Source organism: Solirubrobacter deserti (genome assembly GCF_027587175.1).
GTDB classification, from domain to species: domain Bacteria; phylum Actinomycetota; class Thermoleophilia; order Solirubrobacterales; family Solirubrobacteraceae; genus Solirubrobacter; species Solirubrobacter deserti.
On sequence record NZ_JAPCID010000018.1, the window covers coordinates 83889 to 108691 of the forward strand.

Annotated in this window: 24 protein-coding genes and 1 riboswitch; of the genes, 18 read left to right on the forward strand and 6 right to left on the reverse strand. The window is 71.0% G+C overall.

Annotated features, from left to right (window positions below; genetic code table 11):
* Window positions 1-59 precede the first annotated feature (59 nt).
* From dnaE to OJ962_RS14625, 6 genes are all read left to right on the forward strand, one after another.
* A complete protein-coding gene (gene dnaE / locus OJ962_RS14600; protein WP_270006428.1) occupies window positions 60-4220 on the forward strand; it encodes a DNA polymerase III subunit alpha in 4161 nt (1386 codons plus the stop codon).
* 174 nt (window positions 4221-4394) lie between these two features.
* The gene (locus tag OJ962_RS14605; RefSeq protein WP_202957401.1) at window positions 4395-4904 is read left to right on the forward strand and encodes a c-type cytochrome; all 510 of its coding nucleotides are present in this window, start codon (window positions 4395-4397) and stop codon (window positions 4902-4904) included.
* Between the two features lie 47 nt (window positions 4905-4951).
* Window positions 4952-5096, forward strand: a riboswitch (cyclic di-AMP (ydaO/yuaA leader).
* Window positions 5097-5133: 37 nt separating this feature from the next.
* Window positions 5134-5820, forward strand: coding sequence for a hypothetical protein (locus OJ962_RS14610; protein ID WP_202957400.1), 687 nt, complete (start codon window positions 5134-5136; stop codon window positions 5818-5820).
* Window positions 5821-6134: 314 nt separating this feature from the next.
* Complete coding sequence (locus OJ962_RS14615; protein ID WP_270006429.1) at window positions 6135-6578, forward strand: carboxymuconolactone decarboxylase family protein; 444 nt, start codon at window positions 6135-6137, stop codon at window positions 6576-6578.
* Between the two features lie 86 nt (window positions 6579-6664).
* Window positions 6665-6940: a winged helix-turn-helix transcriptional regulator gene (locus OJ962_RS14620; protein ID WP_270006430.1), complete on the forward strand. Its 276-nt coding sequence runs from the start codon at window positions 6665-6667 to the stop codon at window positions 6938-6940.
* A 56-nt stretch (window positions 6941-6996) separates the two neighbouring features.
* Window positions 6997-8337 carry a glutamine synthetase family protein gene (locus OJ962_RS14625; protein WP_202957397.1) on the forward strand — a complete coding sequence of 447 codons (1341 nt, stop codon included), beginning with the start codon at window positions 6997-6999 and terminating at the stop codon, window positions 8335-8337.
* On the opposite strand, the gene OJ962_RS14630 is transcribed toward OJ962_RS14625, so the two are convergent.
* From OJ962_RS14630 to OJ962_RS14640, 3 genes are all read right to left on the reverse strand, one after another.
* Window positions 8297-9151 carry an MMPL family transporter gene (locus OJ962_RS14630; RefSeq protein ID WP_202957396.1) on the reverse strand — a complete coding sequence of 285 codons (855 nt, stop codon included), beginning with the start codon at window positions 9149-9151 and terminating at the stop codon, window positions 8297-8299. The genes OJ962_RS14625 and OJ962_RS14630 overlap by 41 nt on opposite strands.
* Window positions 9148-10359 (reverse strand): MMPL family transporter, encoded by a 1212-nt coding sequence (locus OJ962_RS14635; protein ID WP_202957395.1) that lies wholly within the window; start codon window positions 10357-10359, stop codon window positions 9148-9150. The genes OJ962_RS14630 and OJ962_RS14635 overlap by 4 nt, the downstream gene beginning before the upstream one ends.
* Window positions 10360-10498: 139 nt before the next feature.
* Window positions 10499-12457, reverse strand: coding sequence for a thioredoxin domain-containing protein (locus tag OJ962_RS14640; protein ID WP_202957394.1), 1959 nt, complete (start codon window positions 12455-12457; stop codon window positions 10499-10501).
* A gap of 19 nt (window positions 12458-12476) precedes the next feature.
* Between OJ962_RS14640 and OJ962_RS14645 the strand changes: the two genes are divergently transcribed.
* The 3 genes from OJ962_RS14645 to OJ962_RS14655 are packed head-to-tail and all read left to right on the forward strand — an operon-like array spanning window position 12477 to window position 15401.
* Window positions 12477-12863: a Rid family detoxifying hydrolase gene (locus OJ962_RS14645; protein ID WP_202957393.1), complete on the forward strand. Its 387-nt coding sequence runs from the start codon at window positions 12477-12479 to the stop codon at window positions 12861-12863.
* Complete coding sequence (gene ilvA, locus OJ962_RS14650; protein WP_202957392.1) at window positions 12860-14071, forward strand: threonine ammonia-lyase; 1212 nt, start codon at window positions 12860-12862, stop codon at window positions 14069-14071. Before OJ962_RS14645 ends, ilvA begins: the two co-directional genes overlap by 4 nt.
* A gap of 49 nt (window positions 14072-14120) precedes the next feature.
* A complete protein-coding gene (locus OJ962_RS14655; protein ID WP_202957391.1) occupies window positions 14121-15401 on the forward strand; it encodes a TolB-like translocation protein in 1281 nt (426 codons plus the stop codon).
* On the opposite strand, the gene OJ962_RS14660 is transcribed toward OJ962_RS14655, so the two are convergent.
* Entirely contained in the window at window positions 15398-16321 is a 924-nt protein-coding gene (locus tag OJ962_RS14660) for a hypothetical protein (protein WP_202957390.1), read from the reverse strand. The two genes, OJ962_RS14655 and OJ962_RS14660, sit on opposite strands and share 4 nt — an antisense overlap.
* Here OJ962_RS14660 and OJ962_RS14665 point away from each other — a divergent pair.
* Entirely contained in the window at window positions 16313-17389 is a 1077-nt protein-coding gene (locus OJ962_RS14665; protein WP_255526191.1) for a M24 family metallopeptidase, read from the forward strand. The two genes, OJ962_RS14660 and OJ962_RS14665, sit on opposite strands and share 9 nt — an antisense overlap.
* On the opposite strand, the gene OJ962_RS14670 is transcribed toward OJ962_RS14665, so the two are convergent.
* Entirely contained in the window at window positions 17369-17968 is a 600-nt protein-coding gene (locus OJ962_RS14670; protein WP_202957388.1) for a CGNR zinc finger domain-containing protein, read from the reverse strand. The genes OJ962_RS14665 and OJ962_RS14670 overlap by 21 nt on opposite strands.
* A 31-nt stretch (window positions 17969-17999) precedes the next feature.
* Between OJ962_RS14670 and OJ962_RS14675 the strand changes: the two genes are divergently transcribed.
* Genes OJ962_RS14675 through OJ962_RS14710 form a run of 8 tightly spaced genes read left to right on the forward strand, consistent with a single transcriptional unit; the run spans window position 18000 to window position 24558 of the window.
* On the forward strand, window positions 18000-18671 hold the full coding sequence (locus tag OJ962_RS14675; protein WP_202957387.1) for an AzlC family ABC transporter permease: 672 nt from the start codon (window positions 18000-18002) through the stop codon (window positions 18669-18671).
* A complete protein-coding gene (locus tag OJ962_RS14680) occupies window positions 18668-18979 on the forward strand; it encodes an AzlD domain-containing protein (RefSeq protein ID WP_202957386.1) in 312 nt (103 codons plus the stop codon). The genes OJ962_RS14675 and OJ962_RS14680 overlap by 4 nt, the downstream gene beginning before the upstream one ends.
* 48 nt (window positions 18980-19027) lie before the next feature.
* Window positions 19028-21124, forward strand: coding sequence for a carbon starvation CstA family protein (locus OJ962_RS14685; RefSeq protein ID WP_202957385.1), 2097 nt, complete (start codon window positions 19028-19030; stop codon window positions 21122-21124).
* On the forward strand, window positions 21121-21309 hold the full coding sequence (locus OJ962_RS14690; protein WP_202957384.1) for a YbdD/YjiX family protein: 189 nt from the start codon (window positions 21121-21123) through the stop codon (window positions 21307-21309). Before OJ962_RS14685 ends, OJ962_RS14690 begins: the two co-directional genes overlap by 4 nt.
* A complete protein-coding gene (gene coaA, locus OJ962_RS14695) occupies window positions 21303-22229 on the forward strand; it encodes a type I pantothenate kinase (RefSeq protein ID WP_238932277.1) in 927 nt (308 codons plus the stop codon). Before OJ962_RS14690 ends, coaA begins: the two co-directional genes overlap by 7 nt.
* On the forward strand, window positions 22226-23785 hold the full coding sequence (locus OJ962_RS14700; protein ID WP_202957383.1) for an FAD-dependent oxidoreductase: 1560 nt from the start codon (window positions 22226-22228) through the stop codon (window positions 23783-23785). Before coaA ends, OJ962_RS14700 begins: the two co-directional genes overlap by 4 nt.
* A 6-nt stretch (window positions 23786-23791) precedes the next feature.
* Window positions 23792-24079, forward strand: coding sequence for an ATP-dependent Clp protease adapter ClpS (gene clpS / locus OJ962_RS14705; protein ID WP_202957382.1), 288 nt, complete (start codon window positions 23792-23794; stop codon window positions 24077-24079).
* Window positions 24055-24558, forward strand: coding sequence for a DUF2017 family protein (locus OJ962_RS14710; protein WP_202957381.1), 504 nt, complete (start codon window positions 24055-24057; stop codon window positions 24556-24558). Before clpS ends, OJ962_RS14710 begins: the two co-directional genes overlap by 25 nt.
* Here the strand turns inward: OJ962_RS14710 and OJ962_RS14715 are convergent.
* Window positions 24555-24785, reverse strand: coding sequence for a PspC domain-containing protein (locus tag OJ962_RS14715; protein ID WP_202957380.1), 231 nt, complete (start codon window positions 24783-24785; stop codon window positions 24555-24557). The two genes, OJ962_RS14710 and OJ962_RS14715, sit on opposite strands and share 4 nt — an antisense overlap.
* Between the last annotated feature and the right edge of the window lie 18 nt (window positions 24786-24803).

Here is a 24803-nt window from a genome sequence, read left to right on the forward strand (position 1 = left end):
GAAGTCATCGATGCGAACGAATGTACGCTTCCGTCCGGACGGAATGGGAACATGTGTTCGTGCCTTACGTCGAGCTCCATGCCCATACCGCCTTCTCGTTCCTGGACGGCGCCTCCTCGCCCGCCGAGCTCGCGGCCGCGGCGATCGAGCTGGGGCACGAGGCGATGGCGGTGGTCGACCACAACGGGGTCTCGGGTTCGATGGAGTTCGCGCAGGCGGCCCAGCCGCTCGGCCTGCGCGCCATCCACGGAGTGGAGATCGACGTCGAGGAACCACGCTGGGAGGGGGCACGTGGCGGGCGCGGCGCGCGCGAGCCGGTGCCGACCCGGCACGTCACGCTGCTGGTCGAGAATGCGACGGGCTGGCGCAACCTGTGCCGGATCGTCACGCGCGCGCACGTGCATGATCGAGACCCGCACGATCCGCCGCCGATGGTGCCGCTCGAGACGTTGGAGGCGCACGCGGCCGGCCTGGTCTGCTTGAGCGGGTGCGCGGATCACGGCGTGCACGACGCGCCGACGCTGAAGCGGTTGAAGGCCGCGTTCGGGGCCGACAACCTGCGGGTCGAGCTCCAGCGGCCGTTCCAGCGTCACGACCGCGCGCGCAACCGGGAGCTGGCGCAGCTGGCGAGCGGGCTCGGGCTGCGGACGGTCGCGACGGGCAACGTCCACGTGCACGCGCGGTCGCGCGCGCCCCTGCAGGACGCGTTCGTCGCGCTCCGTCACCACCTCACGCTGGACTCGTCGGAACCCGTCCGGCGCGGCAACACAGCGCACGTGCTCGCTTCGCCGAAGGCCATGGCGGCGCGCTTCGAAGGCCACGCGGACGCGGTCGAGGAAAGCGGCGAGCTCGCCGCGCGGCTGCGGTTCGACCTCACGCAGGACCTCGGCTACCGCTACCCCGGCGCGGAGGATCCGCAGTCCACGCGCAAGCTCTCCGACCTGTGCTGGGCGATGATGGACGTGCGCTATCCGCCGGGGTCGCCCAACCACGGCGCTGCGCAGGCGCGGCTGAACGAGGAGCTGCGGGTGATCGACGGGCTCGGCCTGTCCGGGTTCTTCCTGCTGCACCGGGATCTGTTGGAGCTCGCGCGGGACGTCGCGGTCGAGGTCCGCGGGCCGAGTTCGGCGCGGGCGCTGCTGCCGCCGGGGCGCGGTCGCGGGTCGTCGGTGTCGTCGATCGTGTGCTACCTCACCGGCCTCTCGCACATCGATCCGATCGCGAACGACCTGTTCCTCGGGCGCTTCCTCAACGAGGAGCTCAACTCGCTGCCGGACATCGACCTGGACTTCCCGCGCGACGTGCGCGAGAAGCTCATCCCGCGGGTGCACGACCGCTACGGCAAGCAGCGGTCGGCGCTCGTGGCGGCGTTCCCGACGTTCCGCTCGCGCGGGGCCATCCGCGAGCTGGGAAAGGTGCTCGGCCTCCCGGCCGGCGAGCTCGAGCGGGTGGCGCGCGGGGCGGAGCCGTGGGCGGTCAAGAACGTGGGGCGGGACGTCGAGGTCGCGATGGGGATGGAGCCCACGGGGGAGCCGGGCCCGTTCGTGGACCCCGACGCGCGGGCGAACGCGTTCGCGATGAGCACGTCGGAGTGGCTGGCGATGGTCAACGGCAAGCGGCCGGACCAGGCTGATGCGCACGAGACGGACACCTCCGAGCGGTCGTACACGCACCTGCCGGGGCGGTGGGCGTGGCTCGCGCGGCTGTGCGACGAGGCGTACGGCCTGCCGCGACATCTGTCGCAGCACTCGGGCGGGATGATCGTCTCGACTCGGCCGCTGATCGACTGCTGCCCGGTGTTGCCGGCGGCGATGGAAGGTCGTCAGCTCTGCCAGTGGGACAAGGACTCGTGCTCGGACGCGGGGTTCCTGAAGATCGACCTGCTCGGGCTCGGGATGCTGTCGGCGGTCGAGCGGTGCGTCGAGGAGATCGGGCGCGTGCGCGGGCAGCGGGTGGACCTGTCGCGGATCCCGTACGACGACAAGCCGACCTACGACGCGATCCAGGTCGCGGACACGATGGGTGTGTTCCAGATCGAGTCGCGGGCGCAGATGGCGTCGCTGCTGCGCACGCGGCCCGAGTCGCTGGAGGACCTGACGATCCAGGTGGCGATCGTGCGGCCGGGGCCGATCCTCGGCGGCGCGGTCAACCCCTACATCTCGCGGCGTCAGACGCAGCGCGAGAACCCGGACTACGAGGTTCCCTACGAGCACGAGTCACTGCGCGGGCCGCTCAAGGACACGCTCGGGACGATCATCTTCCAGGACCAGGTGATCGAGGTCGCGATGGCGTTCGCGGGCTTCACGCCGGGCGAGGCTGAAGGCCTGCGCCGCGCGATGAGCCGCAAGCGCTCGGAGGAGGCGATCGAGGCCTATCACCAGCGGTTCCTGGAAGGGGCGATGAAGACGCACGGCGTGAGCGAGGAGGTCGCCGAGCGCGTCTACGGGATGATCGTCGGGTTCTCCGGCTTCGGCTTCCCGAAGGCCCACGGCGCCGCCTTCGGACTGCTCGCCTACCAGTCCACCTGGCTACGCGTGCACCACACCCCAGAGTTCCTGGCCGCACTGCTCAACGAGCAGCCGATGGGCTTCTACGCGCCGGACACGCTCGCGCACGAGGCCCAGCGCCGTGGGATCGAGCTGCGGCCGCCGGACGTCAATGAGAGCGACGCGCTGTGCAAGGTCGAGTGGGTGCCCGAGATGGGGCCGTATCCAGGACCCGTGCCGGAGGCCGAAGCGGAACGGGCGGTCGCGGCGTTGCACGAGATCGGGTCCGCCGCGGATGAGGGCGGCGCGTTGCGCGCCGTCGCGAAGGCCGGCGGCAGCGGTGCGGCGCTCAGCGCGGTGGCGCGCGAGGGACGGGCGGGGTCGGCGATCGCGCGCGTGGGAGGTGGTGCGGCGGCGCTCAGCGCTGCAGCGCGGGGAGATCGCGCGAACGCAACCGTTTCGTGGCCGGAAGAGGACGTGACCGCGCATGTCGCAGAGAGGGACGTGACCGCGCAGGTCGCGACTCGGCCGGAAAAGGGCGGCGGGGGCGACACGGCGGGCGTGGGAGGCCCGCACCGCGGGGGCGGGACGGCGGGCGTGGGTGGCCCGCACCGCGGGGGCGGCGAGGCGGGCGTGGGTGGCCCGCACCGCGGGGGTGGCGAGGCGGGCGTGGGTGGCCCGCACCGCGGGGGTGGCGAGGCGGGCATGGGTGGCCCGCACCGCGGGGGTGGCGAGGCGGGCATGGGAGGCCCGCACCGCGGGGGCGGCGAGGCGGGCATGGGAGGCTCGCACCGCGGGGGCGGCGCGGCGGGCATGGGAGGCCCGCACCGCGGGGGCGGCGAGGCGGGCGCCGTCCCCACGGGGATCGTGCGGCTCGGGCTCGGGTTCGTGTCGGGGGTGCGGGAGGAGGAGGTCAAGGCGCTCGTGGCCGCGCGTGAGGAGGGCGGGCGGTTCACCTCGTTGGCGGATCTGGCGTCGCGGGCGGGGGCGGGGCGGCCGTCGCTGGACAAGCTGGCGTGGGCGGGGGCGTGCGACTCGCTCACGGGTGGGTCGTCCGAGCATGCGCGGCGGACCGCGCTGTGGCAGCTGGGCGTGGCGGCGCCCGGGGAGCGGGTGGTGGAGGGGACGCAGCTGTCCCTGCCGCTCGATGTTCCGCAGGCGCCGGATCTGCGGCCGCTCACGCCGTGGGAGTCGATGATCGGCGACTACGCGACGACGGGGCTGACGCTCGGGCCGCATCCGATGAAGCTGTTGCGGCCGTCGTTGCCGCCGAACACGGTGTCGATCGCGGATCTGCAGCGGATTCCGCACGACACACCGGTGCGGTTGGGCGGGCTGGTGGTTGCGCGGCAGCGGCCGGGGACGGCGAAGGGGATCGTGTTCCTGTTGCTCGAGGATGAGTTCGGGACGATCAACCTCATCGTCCCGCCGGATCTCTACGAGGCGAACCGGCTGACGGTGCGGTCGGAGCCGTTGCTGCTGTGTCAGGGGCGCTTGGAGAAGCTGCCGCAGGCGGGGGGAGGGATCAACCTGTTCGTCAAGGCGGTGCGGGCGCTGGTGACTCCGGACGACGTGAAGGCGGACGTGGTCGAACTCGCGGAGCGGCGCGTGCAGGCGGCGGCGACGGGGCGCGGCGAGGGCGCGCAGGGCGGGCGCGAGGCGGCGTCGACGCTCGGCGAGTTCCGCCAGGTCTCGCCGCCGATTCAGAGCTTCGCGTCAGGGAGGCGCCGATGAGGGCGCCCGCAGCGCGTCATCAGGGCCGCGTCGACAGTTGTTTCGGTGCCGTGGTCTCGCCGGTGATGGATGGCGCGGCGCGGCGCCGGATTTCGCGCGTCTGGTGGTCAGATGGGAGCCGTCGGAGGGGAGGAGGCCGCTAGCCGTTCGGCCGAGCGGGTACATTGCACGCCCGTGGGCACCCTCTTTTTCGTCCTGGTCTTCGTAGCGCTCGGCCTGATCACGCTGGTGATCGCGATGAGTCGCGGTCGTGGCGGTCTTGCCGGCCTGATGCACTCGCAGACGCGGGGCAGCCGCCGGTTCGCGACGTTCCTGTTCTTCGTGGCGCTGCTCGTGCTCGGCGCGGCCGTGCCGGCGTGGGTGATCAGCGAGGAGGTCAACCGGGACGACATTCCGTCGGCTCAGGTGTCCGGTCTCACGGAGGACGAGAAGCGCGGGCACGAGCTGTTCGGCACGCGGTGCAGCATGTGCCACACCCTGAAGGCCGCGAACGCGGTCGCGAAGGTGGGTCCGAACCTCGACGAGATGCGCCCGAATGAGGCGCTTACGCTGGACGCGATCCTCAAGGGCCGCTCGCAGGGAAACGGGCAGATGCCCGCTCAGCTGTTCACGGGGAAGGACGCCGAGGACGTCGCGAAATTTGTCGCAAAGTCCGTGGGCGCCGAGACTCCGTCCGGCGGTTGATGTAAAAAGCACAAGCGTGCAGGCGCTTTCGGCGCTGGTACGATCTCGAATCGCATCCGCTGAATTCCCGTTGGAAGCGGGAAGCGGGGGACCCACTGCAGGTGGGGCGAATCGATGGTCGGTCAAGCCTCGTAGCGCCGCTCTTCTGGCGCGAGCCCGTCAGCTAACCCCGTAAGCCGAGGAAGAGGACGAGTCGATGGCCCCTGAATCAGAAGCTCATACGCGGGCTTTGTACGACCACGAAAGCGACGAGCCGCGACGGCGCCGTCGTGCTGCGGCCGACTGGGGCGTCAACGAGGACATCTTCGACCGCATGCCGAGCCGCGTCGCGCGCTTCGAACGGCGCGCCGAGCACCACGACATCGTGCTGCGTCGCGACGAGACCGACGCGAGCGTCGCCGTGATCGAGCAGGGCGAGCCGCCGGTGCGCGGCGCCGTGTCCGCTCGCACCGAGCGCTCGGCGCGTTCCGGCGAGACGGGCGCGCTGGACCCGCGCGCGGCCGCGCGGGCCATGATGTCCTGGGGCGCGGACCTCGACGACGACACGGCGCCGATGGTCCCCGGCGAGACCCGGACGATCGTGCTCTCGCGCGACGCGGGCCCGGGCACGGCGGCGGACACGCACGCGCAGGACTACGACGACGCGGGCCATGACCCGCGCGCGTACGACGAGCTGATGCTCGACGGGGAGCTGGCGAGGGACACCAAGGAGTACGTCGCTGCGGGCGGCGAGGTGCGCGAGCGCCGGACGATCAAGATCAGCGGGCACCCTGACCGGCTGCCCGCGCCGCGGACGCAGCGGGCGCCGCGGACCGCGGTGGAGCGGATCGGCCACCGGCCGGACCGGATCGCGGCGTACGCGGTCGCGCTCGGGTTCCTGCTCGTGCTGATCGCGGTGCTGACCACCGGGCAGTGATCCGGCGCGTGCCGGCCGGGTGCACACTGTCCGGCCGCAGCTTGATCGCCACTGCGGACGACGACCGGACGGTTGCCGCCGTGCCATCCGGCGTCATTTCCTTTTCCAATGATGAGCGCCTGCCTTGCGGGGTGCGCCGTCCGCAAATACCCTTATCTGTCGTAAGCCCCCCTAGCTCCCCCACGGTGGTGGCAATGCCCAAGACAGAGATGAGCCGGTTCCCTATCCACGACGATCTGACAGCGCCCGAAGGTTCGCTTCCGATCCTCAAGGGTGCGTCGTCGGCAGCAGGGCAACTTCCGAACTTCCTCGGCGTGCTCGCCAACGCTCCGGCGGCGCTGCGCGCGTACACGCGCTCCCGCGCGGAGCTGCGGCACGGCGAGCTGCCGAAGCACTCGGCGGAGCGGATCGGCCTGGCGGTGGCCGAGTACTACGGCTCCAAGCCCGGGCTCCAGCTTCATACGCGCACGGGCCGGCAGGCGGGCCTGGGCATCGACGAGGTCGCTCGGGCGAAGCGCTGGGACTCGGCGGACGCCCGCGAGGCGGCGCTGCTGCGCTATCTGCGCCCGCTGCTGATCGACGGCGAGTTCCCGCAGCACCTGCACGAGGAAGCGCGCGAGGCGGGATGGAGCGACGCGCAGCTGCTGGAAGCGATCGCGGTGCTGTCGATGGAATCCTTCACCGCTATGGTCAACGTCGCCGGGGACGTCCCGGTCGACGGCTCCGTCGAAGAGACGCGGGTGCTGCGCGCCGCGTAACGCCTATGAAGTCCGGGTCCACGACAACCGAGGCACCGAGCGCCAGCGCCGAGTGCGCGCACTGCTGCCCGCGGTACCACGAGGCCGTGGAGCTGGTGGGCAAGCGGTGGACGGGCGCGATCCTCTATGTCCTGCTGCACGGTGGACGGATGCGGTTCACCGAGATCGCGCACGCGGTGCCGGACCTGTCCGATCGCCTGCTGTCGGAGCGCATGAAGGAGCTCGAGTCCCGCGGGATCGTCGAGCGCCACGTGAGCGACGGCACGCCGACCAGGGTCTCGTACGAGCTCACGGCGAAGGGCCGTGAGCTCGCGCCCGCGATGGCGGAGCTCAAGACCTGGGCCGACCGCTGGTTGGACTGAGTCCGACCGCGCGTCCACCCCAGCACGCCGCCCGGTCCACTAGCCTCCACGCGGCCATGTCTGACCGCCCCCAAACCCCCGAAGACGTCAAGGCGCTCGTCGCGGACAACTCGATCCGCTTCATCCGCCTGTGGTTCACCGACATCCTCGGGCAGCTCAAGTCCTTCTCGATCTCCGCCGAGCAGCTCGACGACGCCTTTGAGGGCGGCATGGGCTTCGACGGCTCCTCGATCACCGGCTTCAACGCCATCGAGGAGTCGGACATGATCGCGATGCCCGACCCGACGACGTTCAACGTGCTGCCGTGGCGGCCGGAGGACGGGGCCGGTGTCGCGCGCATGTTCGCCGACGTCAAGACGCCGGAGGGCCGCCCGTACGAGGGCGACCCGCGCCACGTGCTGCGCCGCGCCGAGCAGCGCGCGAAGGACATGGGCTTCGATGTCTTCAACATCGGCCCGGAGCTCGAGTACTACCTGTTCAAGGACAACAAGGGCACCGAGGTGCTCGACGAGGGCGGCTACTTCGACCTCACGACGCTGGACGCCGGCTCGGACGTCCGCCGCGACACGGTCCTCGCGCTCGAGCGCCTCGGCATCGACGTCGAGTACTCCCATCATGAGGTCGGCCCGTCCCAGCACGAGATCGACATGCGCTACAGCAGCGCGCTCAAGATGGCCGACGACTGCATGACCTACCGCATCACGGTCAAGGAGTACGCGCTCAAGTACGGCTGGCACGCGACGTTCATGCCCAAGCCGCTGTTCGGCCAGAACGGCTCGGGCATGCACACCCACCAGTCCCTGTTCAAGGACGGCCGCAACGCCTTCTACGACGCGGACGACAAGTACTTCCTGAGCGACATCGGCAAGGCGTTCATCGCCGGTCAGCTCCGCCACGCGCGCGAGATCTGCAGCATCTTCGCCCAGTGGGTGAACTCCTACAAGCGCCTGGTGCCGGGCTACGAGGCGCCGGTCTACGTCGCGTGGTCACGCCGCAACCGCAGCGCGCTCGTGCGCGTCCCGCTCTACCACCCCGGCAAGGAGAACGCGACCCGGATGGAGCTGCGCGCGCCAGACCCCGCGTGCAACCCATACCTGACGTTCGCGGTGCTTCTGCAGGCGGGCCTCGAGGGGATCGAGCGCGGCTACGAGCTGCCGGAGCCGATGGAGAAGAACCTCTATCACCTGAGCCCCGACGAGCGCCGCCGGCTCGGCATCGAGCAGCTGCCGGAGACGCTGGGCGAGGCGATCGAGGTCACCGCCGAGTCCGAGCTCGTGCTGCGCACGCTCGGCGAGCACATCTTCAACCGCTACATTGAGATCAAGCGCCAGGAGTGGGAGGACTATCGCGTCCAGGTCACTCCGTGGGAACTCGAGCGGTATCTCTCGATTCTTTAGCTAGCCGCGAAGGCCACCAGACCCGGCGGCCCATGTCGATCACGGCCGCCGGGACGATCACCGACCGCACGAGGAAGGTGTCGAGCAGCACGCCGAAGGCGACGATGAAGCCGATCTGCGTGAGGATCACGAGCGGGAGCACGGCCAGCGCGCCGAAGGTCCCGGCGAGCACGATGCCCGCGCCCGTGATGACCGCGCCGGTCACGGCCAGCCCGCGCAGCGTGCCCTCGCGCGTACCGTGTTTGAGGGCCTCCTCGCGTACCCGGGCCATCAAGAAGATGTTGTAGTCGATGCCGAGAGCGACGAGGAACACGAACGCAAGCAGCGGCAGCGTCGGCGTCACGCCCGTGAAGCCGAAGATGTAGTCGGACACGAACACGCCGACCCCCAGAGCGGCCGCGAACGAGACGATCACGGACGCGATCAGCAGCAGCGGCGCGACCATCGCGCGCAACAGCAGGACCAGGATCGCGAACACGACGATGAGCGTGAGCGGCAGGATGAGCCGGTTGTCGCGGTTCGCCGCCTCGCGCAGGTCGTATTCCTGCGCGGAGGGCCCGCCCACGAGGCCCGCCTCGCCGACGGCCTGCCGCAGGCGCGGGACCGTGTCCAGCGCCGCGTTGGAGAACGGCGCGTCCGCGAGCGTCACGCTGAGCACGGTCCCGGCCTCGCCGGACGGACCCGGGCGCACCTGCCCGAACTCGCTCGCGGCCTGCGTGACGCGCTCGACGTTCGCGCGGTCGGGCACGACGATGTCCGTCGGCGCGGACGCGCCCGCCGCGAAGTTGCGCGCGAGGATCTCCTGGCCCGTCACGCTGTCCACCTCGCCGCGGAACTGTTGTCCTGCGTCTGCGTCGGGTCCAGCGCGAGCGCGTTCGCCGCCATGACGAGCAGGACGATCGTGCCCGTGATCCACACCGCCCGCGGCCGCGAGGCGACGCGGTTGCCGATCCCGCGCCAGAACCCGTGCGTCTCGTCCACGCCCCCCTGGCCGGGGTGCGGGATGGTGTCGAACGGCGACCAGAACGCGTTGCGGCCCGCGATCGCGAGCAGCGCGGGAAGGATGGTGAGCATCGACAGCATCGCCAGCACGACGCCGACCGCGCCGACCGGCCCGAGGCCCGCGGTGGAGTTGACCTCGGCGAGCGAGAGGCACAGCAGCGCGGCGATGACGGTGCCGCCCGAGGCGATTATCGCCGGCCCGGCGCTCCTCATCGCGATCGCCACCGCCTCGTGCTTGTCCTCGTGCCGGCGCAGCTCCTCGCGATAGCGCGAGACCAGCAGCAGCGCGTAGTCCGTGCCCGCGCCGAACACCAGCACGGGCAGGATGCCGCCCGTCTGGCCGTTGATGGTCAGGCCCGCCTCGCCGAGGACGTAGCCCGCGCCGCGCGACGCCCCTTCGGCGAGCAGCACGCTGAAGAACGGGATCGCCCAGAAGATCGGCGAGCGGTAGATGGCGATCAGCAGGATCAGGACGATGCCCGCGGCCGCGAACAGCAGCGGGCCGTTGACGCCGCCGAAGACCTTGATCGCGTCGAGGCTGTAACCCGCCGCGCCCGTGACCTTGACCTCGAGCCCGTCCTGCGCGGTGCCCGCGCGGTCGCGGACGGACTGGACGGCGTTCTCGAACTTGTCGGCCACACCGCCGCCCGGCTGGACGGGCTGGACGATCAGCGCCGCCTCCCCGTTCTCGCTGAACACGGGCTCCTGCGCCTCCAGCACGAGCTCGCGCCGGTCCTGGTTGAGCCGCGTCCGCGTGTCCGCGATGCGCTGCCGGTCGGCCTCGGTCAGGCCGCCGCGACGCTCGAAGACGACCACGGCCGGAGCGAGCTCCCCTCCTGGTAGCCGCTCGAGCGCCTCGAGCGTACGCACGGATTCCGCGTCCCCCGGCAAAAAGGACGACGACTCGTTCTTCTGGATGCCCTCGAACTTGCCGGCGAACGACGCCAAGCCACCGAAGCAGACGATCGCGAGGAAGAGGACGACGTACTTGGAGCGGCGACCCGCGGGGAGCGTCAGCATGTCAGGGACCTCTACGGCGCGCGCCCGCGGCTTGGATTCTCGCGATCGTCTGGTCCGGTGGCGCGTCGTCCTGGCGGGCGAGCGGGTGATCCTGGAACTCCACGAAGCATCACCGCGGGCGCTGTGCCGGATCTACGCGCTATTGCAACAAGTTCGCCAATTCCTCGCCGCGCGTCACCGGCAGACCGCAGGTGAAGTTCTCGCACACGTAGGCGGCAGCCTCGCCGTTCACGGGCTCGCGCCCTTCCAGCAGCGGCACCGCGTTGCCGCCGCCGCCCGCGAGGACCACGTGCGGGAAGAACCCGCGCCGGACGACCGCGGCGAGGTCGGCGACGTCGGCACCCGCGAGCGCCACTTCGCGCACCGGCGCGGCGTAGAAGTCCATCGCGCGCAGCAGGTGGCCGAAGGCCAGCGGGTGCTTCGGCGCGATCGGGTGCAGCAGCGCGATCAACGACACCGCGGCGTCCTCGTAGCGCCGCTCGCCCGTCAGGCGCGCCAGGCGCAGCAGGCCGAAGCAGGCCGAGGAGGCGCCGGCGGGGATCGGGGCGTCCTCGAGGTCCTTGCGGCGCGCGATCAAGCCGGTGTGCTCGGCCGCGGTGGAGAAGAAGCCGCCGCGCTCCGGGTCGTGGAAGCGGGTGAGGATCGCTTCGGCGAGCTCGGTTGCGCGCACGAACCAGCGCTCGTCGAAGGTCGCCTCGTACAGGGTCAGGTACGCCTCGAGCAGGTACGCGTAGTCGTCGAGGAAGCCCGGCTGCTTGGCCACGCCGCGGTTGAAGACGCGCAGCACGCCCCCGTCCGGAGCGCGCAGCTCGGACTCGATGAACGACGCGCACGTCTCGGCGGCCGACACGTAGTCGGCGCGCCCGAAGGCCGCACCCGCCTCCGCCAGCGCCGAGATCATCAACGCGTTCCAGGAGCACACGCGCTTGTCGTCCAGCGCGGGACGGACCCGCGCGGCACGGGCGGCGAGCAACCCGGCCTTGATCTCGGACAACGACGCCGGATCGCCGGTCACGCGCGTCAAGACCGTGCTGCCGCCCTCGAAGTTCCCTGCCTCGGTGATGCCGAAGTGCGTGATCGCGGCTTCCGCGAGATCCGAGCTCAACGCGGCGCGCACTTGATCGGGCGTCCAGACGTAGAACTTGCCCTCGACGCCCTCCGAGTCCGCGTCCAGCGACGAGGCGAACCCGCCCTCGTCCTGCCGCAGCTCGCGCACGGCGAAGTCCAGCGTCTCCTCGCACACGCGCCGGAACAGCGGGTCGTCGGTGATCTGCCAGGCGTGCAGGTACGCCGAGGCGAGCAGCGCGTTGTCGTAGAGCATCTTCTCGAAGTGCGGGACGAGCCACCGCGCGTCCACGGAGTAGCGGGCGAAGCCGCCGCCGATCTGGTCATACAGACCGCCCGACGCCATCCGGCGCAAGGTCTGCAGCGCCATCGGCCGCTCGCCGCGCGCGAGCAGGAACTCGATCACGGAGGTGAGCGGGAACTTGGGCGCCGCGCCCCACCCGCCGAACTGGCGGTCGAAGACCTCGCCGAGGATGCCGACCGCGAACTCCAGCTGGCCCGGGTCGAACTCGTCACCGCCGGCCTCCAACGAGGCGGCGCCGGCGAGCCGCGGGACGATCTCGCGCGCGGCGGTCATGATCTCGTCGCGCTGGTCGTGCCAGGCCTGCGCCAACGACGCGACGACGTCACGCCAGGACGGCATCTGCTGACGCGAGACGGGCGGGAAGTAGGTGCCGGCCCAGAACGGGTTGCCCTCCGGGGTGACGAACGCGTTCAGCGGCCAGCCACCGTGGCCGGTCATCGCCTGGACCGCGTCCATGTAGATCGCGTCGACGTCCGGACGCTCCTCGCGGTCCACCTTCACGCACACGAAATGCTCGTTCATCAGCGCGGCGATGGCCGGGTCCTCGAAGGACTCGCGCTCCATGACGTGGCACCAGTGGCACGCCGCGTAGCCGATCGAGATCAGGAGCGGCTTGTCCTCAGAACGAGCACGAGCGAACGCCTCGTCACCCCACGGATACCAATCCACGGGGTTCTCCGCATGCTGCAGCAGGTAGGGCGATGTCTCGGAAGCAAGGCGGTTCGGCATCTCAGATACGGTCCTTCACATGAGCCATTCTCGCGAAACCGTGACGGCGAACCCGGGCCCGCCGGCTGCCGGACCCTACTCGCACGCCGTGAAGTCGAACGGCCATCTGTTCATCAGCGGACAGGTCCATCTGGACCCGGAGACGGGCCAGCTGATCGACGGCTCGCCCGCCGAGAAGGCCAAGCGCTGCCTGGACAACCTCACGATCATCGCCGAGGCCGCGGGCGCGAAGCTCGAGAACGCCGTGCGGGTCGCCGTCTACGTGACCGACATCAGCGTGTTCGCCGAGATGAACGAGGCGTACGCGACCTACTTCCCCGCCGACCCGCCCGCGCGCACCACCATCGGCGTCGCCGCCCTCCCGATGGGCGCCGAGGTCGAGATGGACGCCATCATCGCGCTGTGACCGTCACCGCGCGCGACGTCGAAGCCGCACGCGCGGCGGTTCAGACCGTCGCGCGCCGCACACCGATGCTGTCCACCCGCACCTTCTCCGAGCGCACGGGCGGCACGGTGGCGCTGAAGGCCGAGAATCTCCAGCGGACCGGCTCGTTCAAGGTCCGCGGCGTGGCCGCCAAGCTCGAAGCGCTCGGCGCGCCGGGCTGCGCGAACGGCGTCGTGGCCGCGTCCGCCGGCAACCACGCGCAGGCGCTCGCGGCCGGGGCGGCGGCCCGCAACGTCCGGTGCGAGGTGTTCGTCCCGCACGACGCCCCGATGGCCAAGGTCGAGGCCGCCCGCCGCTACGGCGCGATCGTGCACGAGGGCGGCAAGAGCGTGGACGAGTGCATCGTCGCGGCGCTGGAACGGGCCGAGACCGGCGGGTTGGCGTTCGTGCACCCGTTCGACGACCCGGCGATCGTCGCCGGCCAGGGCTCGCTCGGGCTCGAGCTGCTCGAAGACGTGCCGGACCTCGCCCAGGTGGTGATCCCGGTCGGCGGTGGCGGCCTGTGCGCCGGCTCTGCGCTCGCGATCAAGGCCGCCAAGCCCGGCGTGAAGATCATCGGCGTCCAGGCCGCGGCCTGCGCGCCGTACCCCGAGTCGATGCAGGCCGGGACGCCGGTGGAGGCCAAGACCGCGCTGACGATCGCCGACGGCATCGCGGTCAAGCGCCCCGGCGGCATCCCGCTCGAGATCCTGCGCACGCACCTCGACGACCTCGTGGTCGTCAGTGAGGAGGCGACCGCCGAGGCGATGGCGCTGCTGCTGGAACGCTGCAAGCTCGTCGTCGAAGGCGCGGGAGCGGTGGGCGTCGCGGCGCTGCTCGGCGGCCAGGCGGAGACGGTCGAGGGTACGACCGTCGCGGTGCTCTCGGGCGGGAACGTGGACGCGGGCCTGCTGGCCGCGATCGCCCGCCGCCACGAGACGGAGGCCGGGCGGCGCCTGGTCGCGCTCACCCGCATACCCGACCGGCCCGGCGGCCTCGCCACGCTGCTCGCCGCCGTCGCGGGCACGGGCGCGAACATCGTCGACGTGTCCCACGTGCGCGAAGGCCTCGGCCTGCACGTGCGCGAGACCGCCGTCGAGCTGGTGCTCGAGACGCGCGGGCGCGACCACGCGCAGGAGGTGCTCAGCCGGCTGCAGGAGGAGGGCTACGAGGCCCAGGTGCTGAGCTGACAAGGCGCGGGCAACCTTTTGGCAACCGGGGGTAGCGAAATTCCCGGTCATGCTCTCACGCCTGATCCTCGCCGCCGGCCTGCTGGCGCTCGCGCCGGCCGCGGCGAACGCCGACTCGATCGTCTACGTCGACCAGGGCAACGTGTGGTCCGCCGCTCCCGACGGCTCGCACAAGGTCCAGCTGACGACCGGCGGGAGCTGGCACTCGCCCACGCAGGCCGACAACGGGACGATCGCCGCGGTCCAGGGGACCGGGCCGATCCAGGTGATGGCGCGTGACGGACGTCCGCTGCACACGATCACCACGCCGCCCGCGAAGTCCGGCAACGGCGGGACCTTCGCGCCCAACCCGGTGCAGTTGTCCTTCTCGCCCGACGGCACGAAGATCGCTTACGCCTACCTCGGCCACTCGTGCCCGCCCGGCGCCGGCTGCGGCGGCGTCCAGCGCTCCGTCTTCTACACGGACGCCAACGTCACCACGGCCACGCCGCACAGCGTCTACGGCAACCAGCACAGCGTCTCCAACCCCGAATGGGTGACGAACACGCGCACGCTGGTGTTCGGCGGCTTCGGGCGCCAGGTGGCGATCGACGACCTCGACGCCGGCGACTACAACAGCAAGCCCTGGATGGTCCCGAACGGGGACATGGGCGACGGCGAAGTCACCCGCGACGGCACCAAGCTCGCCGTCACCTCCGACTACGGGGAGAACCTCAAGATCAAGTTCTTCGCCGTCAAGGGCGACGTCAAGACCGAGCTCCCGCCCGCCCACCCCGAGTACGCGTGCGAGATGACGCAGCCGGACCGCAAGTACCACGACCCGACGTGGGCGCCGGACGGCGCCGGGTTCGCGTGGGGGTCGAGCAAGGGCATCGAGGTCACGCGCTTCACGAAGTTCGCGCCGATGGACTGCGCCGCGCCCCATGACGTGCTGCTGACGCCCACCGGCACCGAGCCCGACTGGGGGCCCGCCGACCCGCCCGCGGCCGCCTACACGCCGCCGGTCACCACGCCGGCCCCGCCGACGCCCGCGCCCACCCAGCCCGCGCCGGTCGCCACCGCGCCGGCCAAGGCGACGCTCGCGCTGGCCAAGACGACCAAGAAGGCGCTCCGCAAGGGACTCGCCATCAAGGTCACGGTGCCGGGCGCCGGCAAGGTGGAGCTCGCGGCCGTCGCCAAGGGCAAGACGCTCGCGAGCGGCAAAGCCATGGCCAAGCAGGCCGGAACGGTGACGGTGAAGCTCGGCAAGGTGCGCCAGAACGTCAGGAGTCTCACCCTCAAGTTGACGTTCAACGGTGTGACGACGACGTCAGCGCTGAAGGTCCGCTAGCACGAGGGCTGCGGTGCGACCCGCGCGATCGTCGCCGGAAAGCCGGTGAAGACGACCTCGACGGTCCGCCACGACGTCCGGCCACGCGCCTGGTGGTGATCGACGATGCGGACGCGCTGCAGCAGGCCGTCCGCGCCGATCACCGCCTCGCCGTCGGCGACGAACCCCGTCCAGCGCACGAGCCGCGAACGGTCCGGGAGCGTGATGATCGGCTTGTAGGAGACATGCCAGGACGTCTTGGTGGACGGCGGCGCGTCCCAGTCCTCGAGCTCGAGGCGCGGTTCGAGCGCGTCGTCCTCGTCGGGGTCGTATCCGCCGTCCCAGCAGGTCTGACCAGGGTGACGCACGTATCCGGCGTCTGAGTCGAGCACGGACTGGTACGAGAGGCCGCGGAAGCGCACGGACTGGTACGCGTAACCGCCGTCGTAGGCGAACGCGGACTCGATCGGCGCGTCGATGCCGAACGGCACGGCCGTCGCGGTGCCCACCATGCGCGGCTGGGCCAGCGTCCGCTCGCGCGCCGCACGGGCGAGCTGCTCGGCGGCCATGTCGGACCGCGGCGTCCGCCCGCCTTCGCCGAGCACGGGCCGCAGGCTCCGGGCGAACCGCAGCGAACCGCCCGTGATCCCGAGGCAGGACCCTCCGCGGATCGGCACGTACCCAGCTCGCGCGCGCCGCCCGGCCATGTTGACCGTGACCCCCGTGTGGCGGGTGAGCGGGCACTGATAGAGGACGATCCGCCGGCCCGAGCGGGTCAGCACGGTCGCCGTCCGCCGTTCTTGGACCTTCCAGCCCGCCGGCACCGTGAGCGTGACCTCCGGCGCCCCCTGCTGGCGGATCTTGACCTTGCGGGCCTCGGCGGCTTCGGCCAGGCCGAAGAACACGAGGGCGGCGAGATAGGGTCCCGGGTGATGTCGCACGCTGCGAGAGTCTCCGCTCTGGACGGATTGCTAACGGACGCTGGACTGGATGCGGTCCTCGCCACCAAAGACGCGTCGATCGCGTACCTGACCGGCTTCTGGGGTCTGCAGCTCGAGCGCTTCTTCGGCGTCGCCGTCCGCCGCGGCGGCGAAGGCGCGCTGATCGCACCGTCCCTGGACCGCGACAGCGTCGGCCAGGCACCGACCGCGCTCGAGAAGTCGCTCTACGACGCCGCCAAGGGCAACGGCCTCTCGACGCTCTACGACACGCTCGACGGCGCGAAGCGCATCGGCGTGGAGGAGGACCACCTCAACTTCGCCCGCGCGAAGGCCCTCACGGACGCCGGCTACGAGCTCGTCCCCGCCAGCGACCTGATCATGGAGCTGCGCGCGGCCAAGGACGCGGAGGAGATCGCCGCGGTCAAGTACGCCTGCACGCAGATCATCGCCGTCTATGAGGAGCTGTGGGCGGATCTGAAGGTCGGCGACAGCGAAGCGGACGTAAACGCCAAGGCCGCGTACGCGCTCGCCCGCCGCGGCGGCAGCCACCCCGAGCCGCACATCCTCTTCGGCGCCCACGCCGGTGACCCGCACGGCTCGCCCGGCCCTCGCACGCTCCAGCCCGGCGACGTCGTCGTGGCCGACATCTCCGCCCAGTTCAACGGCTACTGGGGCGACATGACGCGCTGCGCCCACGCCGGGACGCCGTCCGACTGGGCCCAACGGGCCTGGGACGTCGTCAAGCAGGCCTACGACGACGCGGTCGCGGCCACGAAGCTCGGCAACACGGCCAAGGACGTGGACGCGGCCCAGCGGCGGATCATCGAGGCCCACCCCGACCTCGGGGCCTGCCTGCACGGCGCCGGCCACGCGATCGGCACCGAGATCCACGAGCCGCCGTTCCTCGTCGCGAGCAGCGACACGCCCCTGCGCGAAGGCATGATCTTCACGGTCGAGCCTGGCATCTACGACTCGCAACGCGGCGGCATCCGGCTCGAGGACGACATCCTCGTCGGGCCGGAGAACCTGTCGCCGTACCCGCTGGAGCTACGCGTCCTCGGCGGCTGAGGCGGCGGCGCGCTTGCGCGCGTACATCCGGCGCATCTTCTCGCGCGAGCCGCACGTCTGCATGGAGCACCAGCGGCGCCGGCCGCTGGTGTCGAGGAAGACCCAGCCGCAGTCGCGGCCCGGGCAGCGGTGCAGCCGCGCGATGCGGGCGGGATCGGCGAGCAGCGCGACCGCGTCCGCGGCGACCGCGAACCGTACGCGCCGCGTCTCCTCGCTCGACCACTCGAGCCCGAAGCCTCCGTCCGGCTGGCGCACGAGCGTCCCCGCGGCGACCGCCTGCGCGTACGCGAACCGCAGCCGCGCGAGCGAGTACTGATCGGGCGCTTCGTCGCGGGCCAAAGCGGAGAAGATCGAGTGCAGCGCGTGCCGCAGGCCGCGCGCCAGCTCCAGCTCCTCCGGGCCGCCCGGCCGGCCGGCGACGCCCATGCGTGCGCCCCAGCGCTCCAGCGAGTCCGGCTCAAGCAGGACGTCCTGGGCCTCGATGAGTTCCTCGGCCGCCGTCCAGTCCGCCGAGTTGGCGAAGTCGAGGGACAGGGAACCGCCCTGGAGCTTGATCGTCTCAGGCGTGGGTATTACCACTGTGGTGCCAGTATACGGTAAGGTGCCCGCGATGCATCAAGACAGCGACATCCGCGCGGGCCTCAGGGCCGGGCTGCCGCTCGTCCTTCCGACCCTCGCCATCGGCATCTCCTTCGGTGTCCTGGCGGAACCCGTGATGGGCTCGGTCGCGCCGGTGGTGATGTCGATCACGGTCTTCTCGGGCGCGGCGCAGTTCGCGGCGCTGACCGTCCTCACGGCGGGCGGCGGCGCGTTCGCGGCGATCGCGGCGGGCATGCTGCTCAACGCGCGCTGGCTGCCGATGGGGCTCGCGATCGGGCCGTTCCTCAAGGGCGGGCCGGTCCAGCGCTCGATTGAGTCGATCGCGATCGTCGATTCCTCCTTCGCGCTCGCGAGCCGCGGCGATGGCACATTCGATCGCCTCAAGCTCATCGGGTCGACGCTGCCGCAGGGCGCGGCCTGGGTGGGCGGGACGGTGATCGGCGTGCTCGGCGGCTCGTTCCTCGGCGACCCGCAGGCGCTCGGGCTGGACGCGATGTTCCCCGCGTTCTTCGCCTACCTGCTGTTCGAGGAGCTCAAGGACCGCACGCGCGTGGTCGCGGCGGTCGGCGGCGCGCTGATCGCGCTCGCGCTGCTGCCGTTCACGCCGCCGGGCGTGCCCGTACTGGTCGCGGCCTTCGCCGCGCTGATCGGCCTCAAGCGAACGCCGGCCGCCGCGCGATGACCGCCGTCTGGATCACCGTCGCCGTCCTCACGGTCGGCACGTTCGCCGCGAAGGCGTCCGGGACGCTCGTCCTCGGCGACCGCGAGCTGCCACCGCGCGCGCTCAACGTCACCGCGCTGCTGGCCCCGGCGCTGCTCGCCGGCCTGCTCGTCTTCGAAACACTCGGGGCCGAAGGCGGCGGCCTGACGGTCGACGCGCGCGCCGCCGGCCTGGTCGCCGCGATCGTCGCGATCCTCCTCAAGGCCCCGATGTTCGCCGTGGTCCTCGTCGCGGCCGCCGCGGCAGCGGGCTTGCGCCTGTTTACGTGAGCCCGCGCGCGGGGAGGGATTCCCCGCTAGCGGACGGGAGGAGACACCGTGAGGGCCAAGTCGATTGCGATCTGGTCGGCCGTCGCCATTGTCGGCGCCGTCGCCTGGGGCGTCATCGCGCTCATGCGCGACGAGGCGATCAGCGCTGCCTGGCTGATCGCCGCGGCGGTCGGCTCCTACGCGATCGCGTACCGCTTCTACGCGCGCTTCATCCAGTACAAGGTCCTCGGCGCGGATGCGCGGCGCGCCACGCCCGCCGAGCGCCTCAACAACGACCGCGACTACCAGCCGACCGACCGGCGCGTCCTGTTCGGCCACCACTTCGCGGCCATCGCGGGCGCCGGCCCGCTCGTCGGCCCCGTGCTCGCCGCCCAGATGGGCTACCTGCCGGGCACGATCTGGATCATCGTCGGCGTCATCTTCGCCGGCGCGGTCCAGGACATGGTCGTCCTGTTCTTCTCCATGCGCCGCGACGGCAAGAGCCTCGGGCAGATGGCGCGCGACGAGATCGGCCCGGTCGGCGGCGCCGCCGCGCTGATCGCCGTGCTGGCGATCATGGTCATCCTGCTCGCGGTCCTCGCGCTGGTCGTGGTGAACGCGCTCGCGGACTCGCCGTGGGGCACGTTCAGCATCGCGATGACGATCCCGATCGCGTTCTTCATGGGCTTCTACCTGCGCGTGCTGCGGCCCGGGCGGGTGCTGGAGACGACGGCGATCGGCGTGACGCTGCTGCTGATCGCGATCGCGGCCGGCGGCTGGGTGCAGGACTCGAGCCTCGCGGACACGTTCACGCTCGAGGCCGAGACGCTCGTCTTCTGCCTGATCGCGTACGGCTTCGTGGCCAGTGTCCTGCCCGTCTGGATGCTGCTCGCCCCGCGCGACTACCTGTCCACGTTCATGAAGATCGGCACGATCGTCCTGCTGGCGATCGGCATCGTCGTGACGTTGCCGGTGATGCAGAACGACGCGGTGAGCGAGTTCGCGTCCACCGGCAAGGGCCCGGTCTTCGCCGGCTCGCTGTTCCCGTTCGTGTTCATCACGATCGCGTGCGGCGCGCTCTCGGGCTTCCACAGCCTGATCGCCTCCGGCACCACGCCCAAGCTGATCGAGAAGGAGACGCAGGTCCGCTTCATCGGCTACGGCGCGATGCTGATGGAGTCCTTCGTCGCGGTGATGGCGATCATCGCCGCGTCGATCATCGACCCAGGCCTCTACTTCGCCATGAACTCGCCCGCGGGCGCGACGGGCGGGAGCGTCGAGTCGGCGTCGCAGTTCGTGAACGGGCTCGGCTTCACCATCTCGCCGGAGGCGCTGCAGTCCGCGGCCACCGCGGTCGAGGAGGAGAGCCTGGTGAGCCGCACGGGCGGCGCGCCCACCCTGGCCATCGGCATGTCGGAGATCTTCGCCGGCGCGACCGGTGAGGGCCTCAGAGCGTTCTGGTACCACTTCGCGATCATGTTCGAGGCCCTGTTCATCCTCACGACGGTGGACGCGGGCACGCGGGTCGGGCGCTTCATGCTCCAGGACACGCTCGGCAACGTCTACAAGCCGTTCCGCGAGGTGTCGTGGAAGCCGGGCGTGTGGCTCTGCAGCGCGATCATCGTCGGCGCGTGGGGCTACTTCCTGTACGCGGGCGTGACCGACCCGCTCGGCGGCATCAACCAGCTGTTCCCGCTGTTCGGCATCGCGAACCAGCTGCTCGCGGCCGTCGCGCTCACGGTCTGCACGGTGCTGCTGATCAAGCACGGCAAGCTCAAGTGGGCGTGGGTGACCGGCATCCCGCTCGCCTGGGACGCGACGGTCACGCTCACCGCCAGCTATCAGAAGGTCTTCAGCGGCGATCCGACGCTCGGCTTCTTCGCCCAGCGCGACCGCTTCCAGGACGCGATCGCGAACGGCGAGGTGCTCGCGCCGGCCAAGACCATGGACGACATGAACAAGGTCGTGACAAACTCGACCGTGGACGGCATCCTCGCCGCCCTGTTCGCCGTCCTGATCATCGTGGTCATCCTCGACGCCACCCGCATGTGCATCAAGGCCATCCGGTCGCGCGAGCTGCTGCCCACCACCGAGGTTTCCGCGGAGGAGTCCACGCTGGACGCGCCCGACGGGCTGTTCGACCGCAAGCGCGAGGCCGTCGCATGACCGTCCGGGAAGTGGTCAGCGGCGTGCGCTGGTACCTGCGCGAGGTGGCAGGTGAGAGCGCCTACGACCGCTACGTCGAGCACCGCCGGCGCGAGCACCCGGACGAGCCGGTGATGACGCGGCGCGCGTTCGAGCGCTGGCGCCAGGACGAGCGCGAGGCCCGGCCGCAGGCTCGCTGTTGCTGAAGCTCGGCGCCGCGTCGCCGTTCGTGGCGGTCGAGCGCTCGCGCTGGAGCGAGCTGGGCGCGCCCGCGCCGCCGCTCGCCTACGACGAGCTCGCCGACCTCTCGGGCCTCGGCGAGCCCGTCAAGCTGGCCGAGGTCAGCGACGTCTACGTGCCGCTCGCGCGGCTGCTGGAGCTGCGCATCGACGCGGCGCGGCAACTCAGCGCGGCGCAGGGCTCGTTCCTGGGCGACCCATCGCACGCCGTGCCGTACCTGATCGCGCTCGGCGGGAGCGTCGCCGTCGGCAAGTCGACCGCCGCGCGCGTGATCGTCCGCCTGCTGCAGCTGCTGCGACCCGAGTGGCGCGTGCAGCTCGTGACCACGGACGGCTTCCTGCTGCCCAACGCGGCCCTGATCGAGAAGGGGATCCTCGCCCGCAAGGGCTTCCCGGAGAGCTATGACCGGCGCGCGCTGCTGCGCTTCGTGGCCGACCTCAAGAGCGGGGTGGACGAGGTCCACGCGCCCGTCTACTCGCACCTGTCCTACGACATCGTCGAGGGCGAGACGCAGATCGTCGACCGCTCCGACGTCGTCGTGCTCGAGGGCGTGAACGTCCTCCAGCGCGGCTCGGGCCGGGTCTACGTGTCCGACTTCGCGGACTTCGCGCTCTACCTGGACGCGCTCGAGACCGACGTCCAGCGCTGGTACCTGAACCGCTTCCTCGCCCTGCGCAACGGCGCCTTCCAGAACCCCGAGTCCTACTTCCACCGCTACGCACGGCTGTCCGACGAGGAGGCGGTGGAGGTCGCGTCGGGCATCTGGGAGCGCACCAACCGCCCAAACCTGCGCGAAAACATCAAGCCCACGCGCCCGCGCGCGGACCTCATCCTCGAAAAGGGCGGGGACCACTTCGTGTCGCGTATCCTGCTCCGGCGCGCGTGACCGACTTCGACTGGCTCGTCATAGGTTCTGGCTTCGGCGGCAGCGTGAGCGCGCTGCGGCTGGCGCAGAAGGGCCATCGGGTCGGGGTGCTCGAGTGCGGGCGGCGCTTCGCCGACCACGAGTTGCCCAAGTCCACCTGGGATCTGCGGCGCTACTGGTGGGCGCCGCGGCTCGGCCTGAAAGGCATCTTCCGGATGACGATCTTCCGGGACGTCGCGATTGCGAGCGGGTCCGGGGTCGGCGGCGGATCGTTGGGCTACGCGAACACGCTCTACCGCGCGCCCGCCCGCTTCTATGAGGACCCGCAGTGGGCGGAGCTCAACGACTGGCAGGTGGAGCTCGCGCCGCACTACGCCGAGGCGGAGCGGATGCTCGGCGTGACGACCTACGACGAGGACGACCCCGCCGACGACTACCTGCGCGAGTACGCGGAAGCGACCGGGGTGGGGGAGACGTACGCCAAGACCCGCGTCGGCGTGTTCCTCGGCGCGCCCGGCAAGACCGTCCCGGACCCGTTCTTCGGCGGCGAAGGGCCGGACCGCACGGGCTGCATGCGCTGCGGGCGCTGCATGGTCGGCTGTCCGCACGGCGCCAAGAACACGCTGGTCAAGAACTACCTGTGGTTCGCGGAGCGCGCCGGCGCGCGGATCATGCCCGAGCGCACGGTGACCGACATCAAGCCGCTGCCGGGCGGCGGGTACGCGGTGACGAGCGAGCGCTCCGGCGCGTGGATGCGCAAGCAGCGCCGCACCCAGACGGCGAAGGGTGTCGTGGTCGCCGCGGGTGCGCTGGGCACCAACCGGCTGCTGGCCGCGTGCAAGCTCCACGGCTCGCTGCCGCGCATCAGCGACCGGCTCGGGGAGCTCGTGCGCACGAACTCGGAGGCGATCCTGGCCGTGACGCTGCCCAAGGACACGTCCGAGGACGTGATCCGGCGTGTCGCGATCACCGGCTCGATCTACCCCGACCCGCACACGCACATCGAGACCGTCGTCTACGGCGACGCCGGCGACGCGATGTCGGGCATCTTCACGCTGCTGACCGGCGACGGCACGACCCTCACCCGCCCGTTGAAGCTGGTCGGGGCGGCGGCGCGGCACCCGGTCCGGCTCGCGCGCTCGATGAACCCGCGCGGCTGGTCGCGGCGCACGATCATCGTCCTGGTCATGCAGTCGCTCGACAACGCGATCGCGCTGCGGGCGCGCAAGACGCGCCGCGGCGTGCGGCTGACCACCGAGCAGGACCCGGAGCGCCCGAACCCCACGTTCATCCCGGTCGCGAACGCGTTCACGGAGTGGCTGGCCAAGCGCACGGGCGGCATCGCGCAGAGCTCGATCATGGAGGCCGCGGCCAACATCCCGTCGACGGCGCACATCCTCGGCGGCGCGGTGATCGGCGCCTCGCCCGCCAGCGGCGTCGTCGACTCCGACCTGCGGGTGTTCGGCTACGAGAACCTGCTCGTGTGCGACGGCGCCGCCATCCCGGCCAATGTCGGCGTCAATCCGAGCCTCACGATCACCGCGCTCGCCGAGCACGCGATGAGCCGGGTAGCCTGAGGGGGAGTGTCCGCCGCTCCCGTAGAGGTCAAGCTCCCGGAGACCGACGACGATTCCGTCGCCGACCGCCCGTGGATCGTGATCGTCTGGAACGACCCGATCAACCTCATGAGCTATGTGGTGCTCGTGTTCCAGAAGCTGTTCGGGTACTCGCGCGAGAAGGCGACCGAGCTGATGCTCGACGTGCACCACAAGGGCCGCGCCGTCGTCTCCAGCGGGACGCGCGAGAAGGCCGAGCTGGACGTGTTCCGGCTGCACGAGCACGGCCTGTGGGCGACCATGCGGCAGGACTGAGCGTGTTCGGCCGCCAGCGGCGCCGGATCGACCGGCGCCAGAACCGCTTCATCGTGCGCATGGACGACCAGGAGCGCGCGCTGATCCGCCAGCTGCTGTCCGAGCTGCGGGAGCTGCTCGCGCTCAGCCCCGAGGACCCGCGGGTGCGCCGGCTGTACCCGTCCGCCTACGCCGATGACGCCGAGCTCGAGAACGAGTACCGCTCGCTCACGCGCGAGGAGCTGCAGAGCGGGCGGCTGGCGAGCATCGAGGTCGTCGAGTCATCGGTGGACGCGGAGCTGCTCGACATCGACCAGCTCACGGCCTGGATGCAGGCCGTGAACTCGCTGCGGCTCGTGCTGGGGACGATGCTCGACATCACCGACGACGATCACGACCTCAGCTTCGACCCGAACGATCCCAACGCACGCACGGTGGCCCTGTACGGCTATCTCGGTGGCCTGCTCGACGAAATCGTCGACGCGCAGCTTTCCGATTAAGCGGCCAGCGGGTCATAGTGGTGCTCGACGGTCTTCTTGTCGGAGGGCATGACGACGAGCATCGCGAGGTACGCGAGCGCGCCGGCCCCGCCGGTGAACAGCGTCGTGGCGATGAAGCCGACGCGGGTCACGACAGGATCGATGTCGAAGTAGCGGGCGAGGCCGCCGCACACGCCGCCGACCTGCTTGTCGGTGGAGGAGCGGGTGAGGGTCTTCTTGGTTTCCATGGTGTGCAGCTTGCCGTC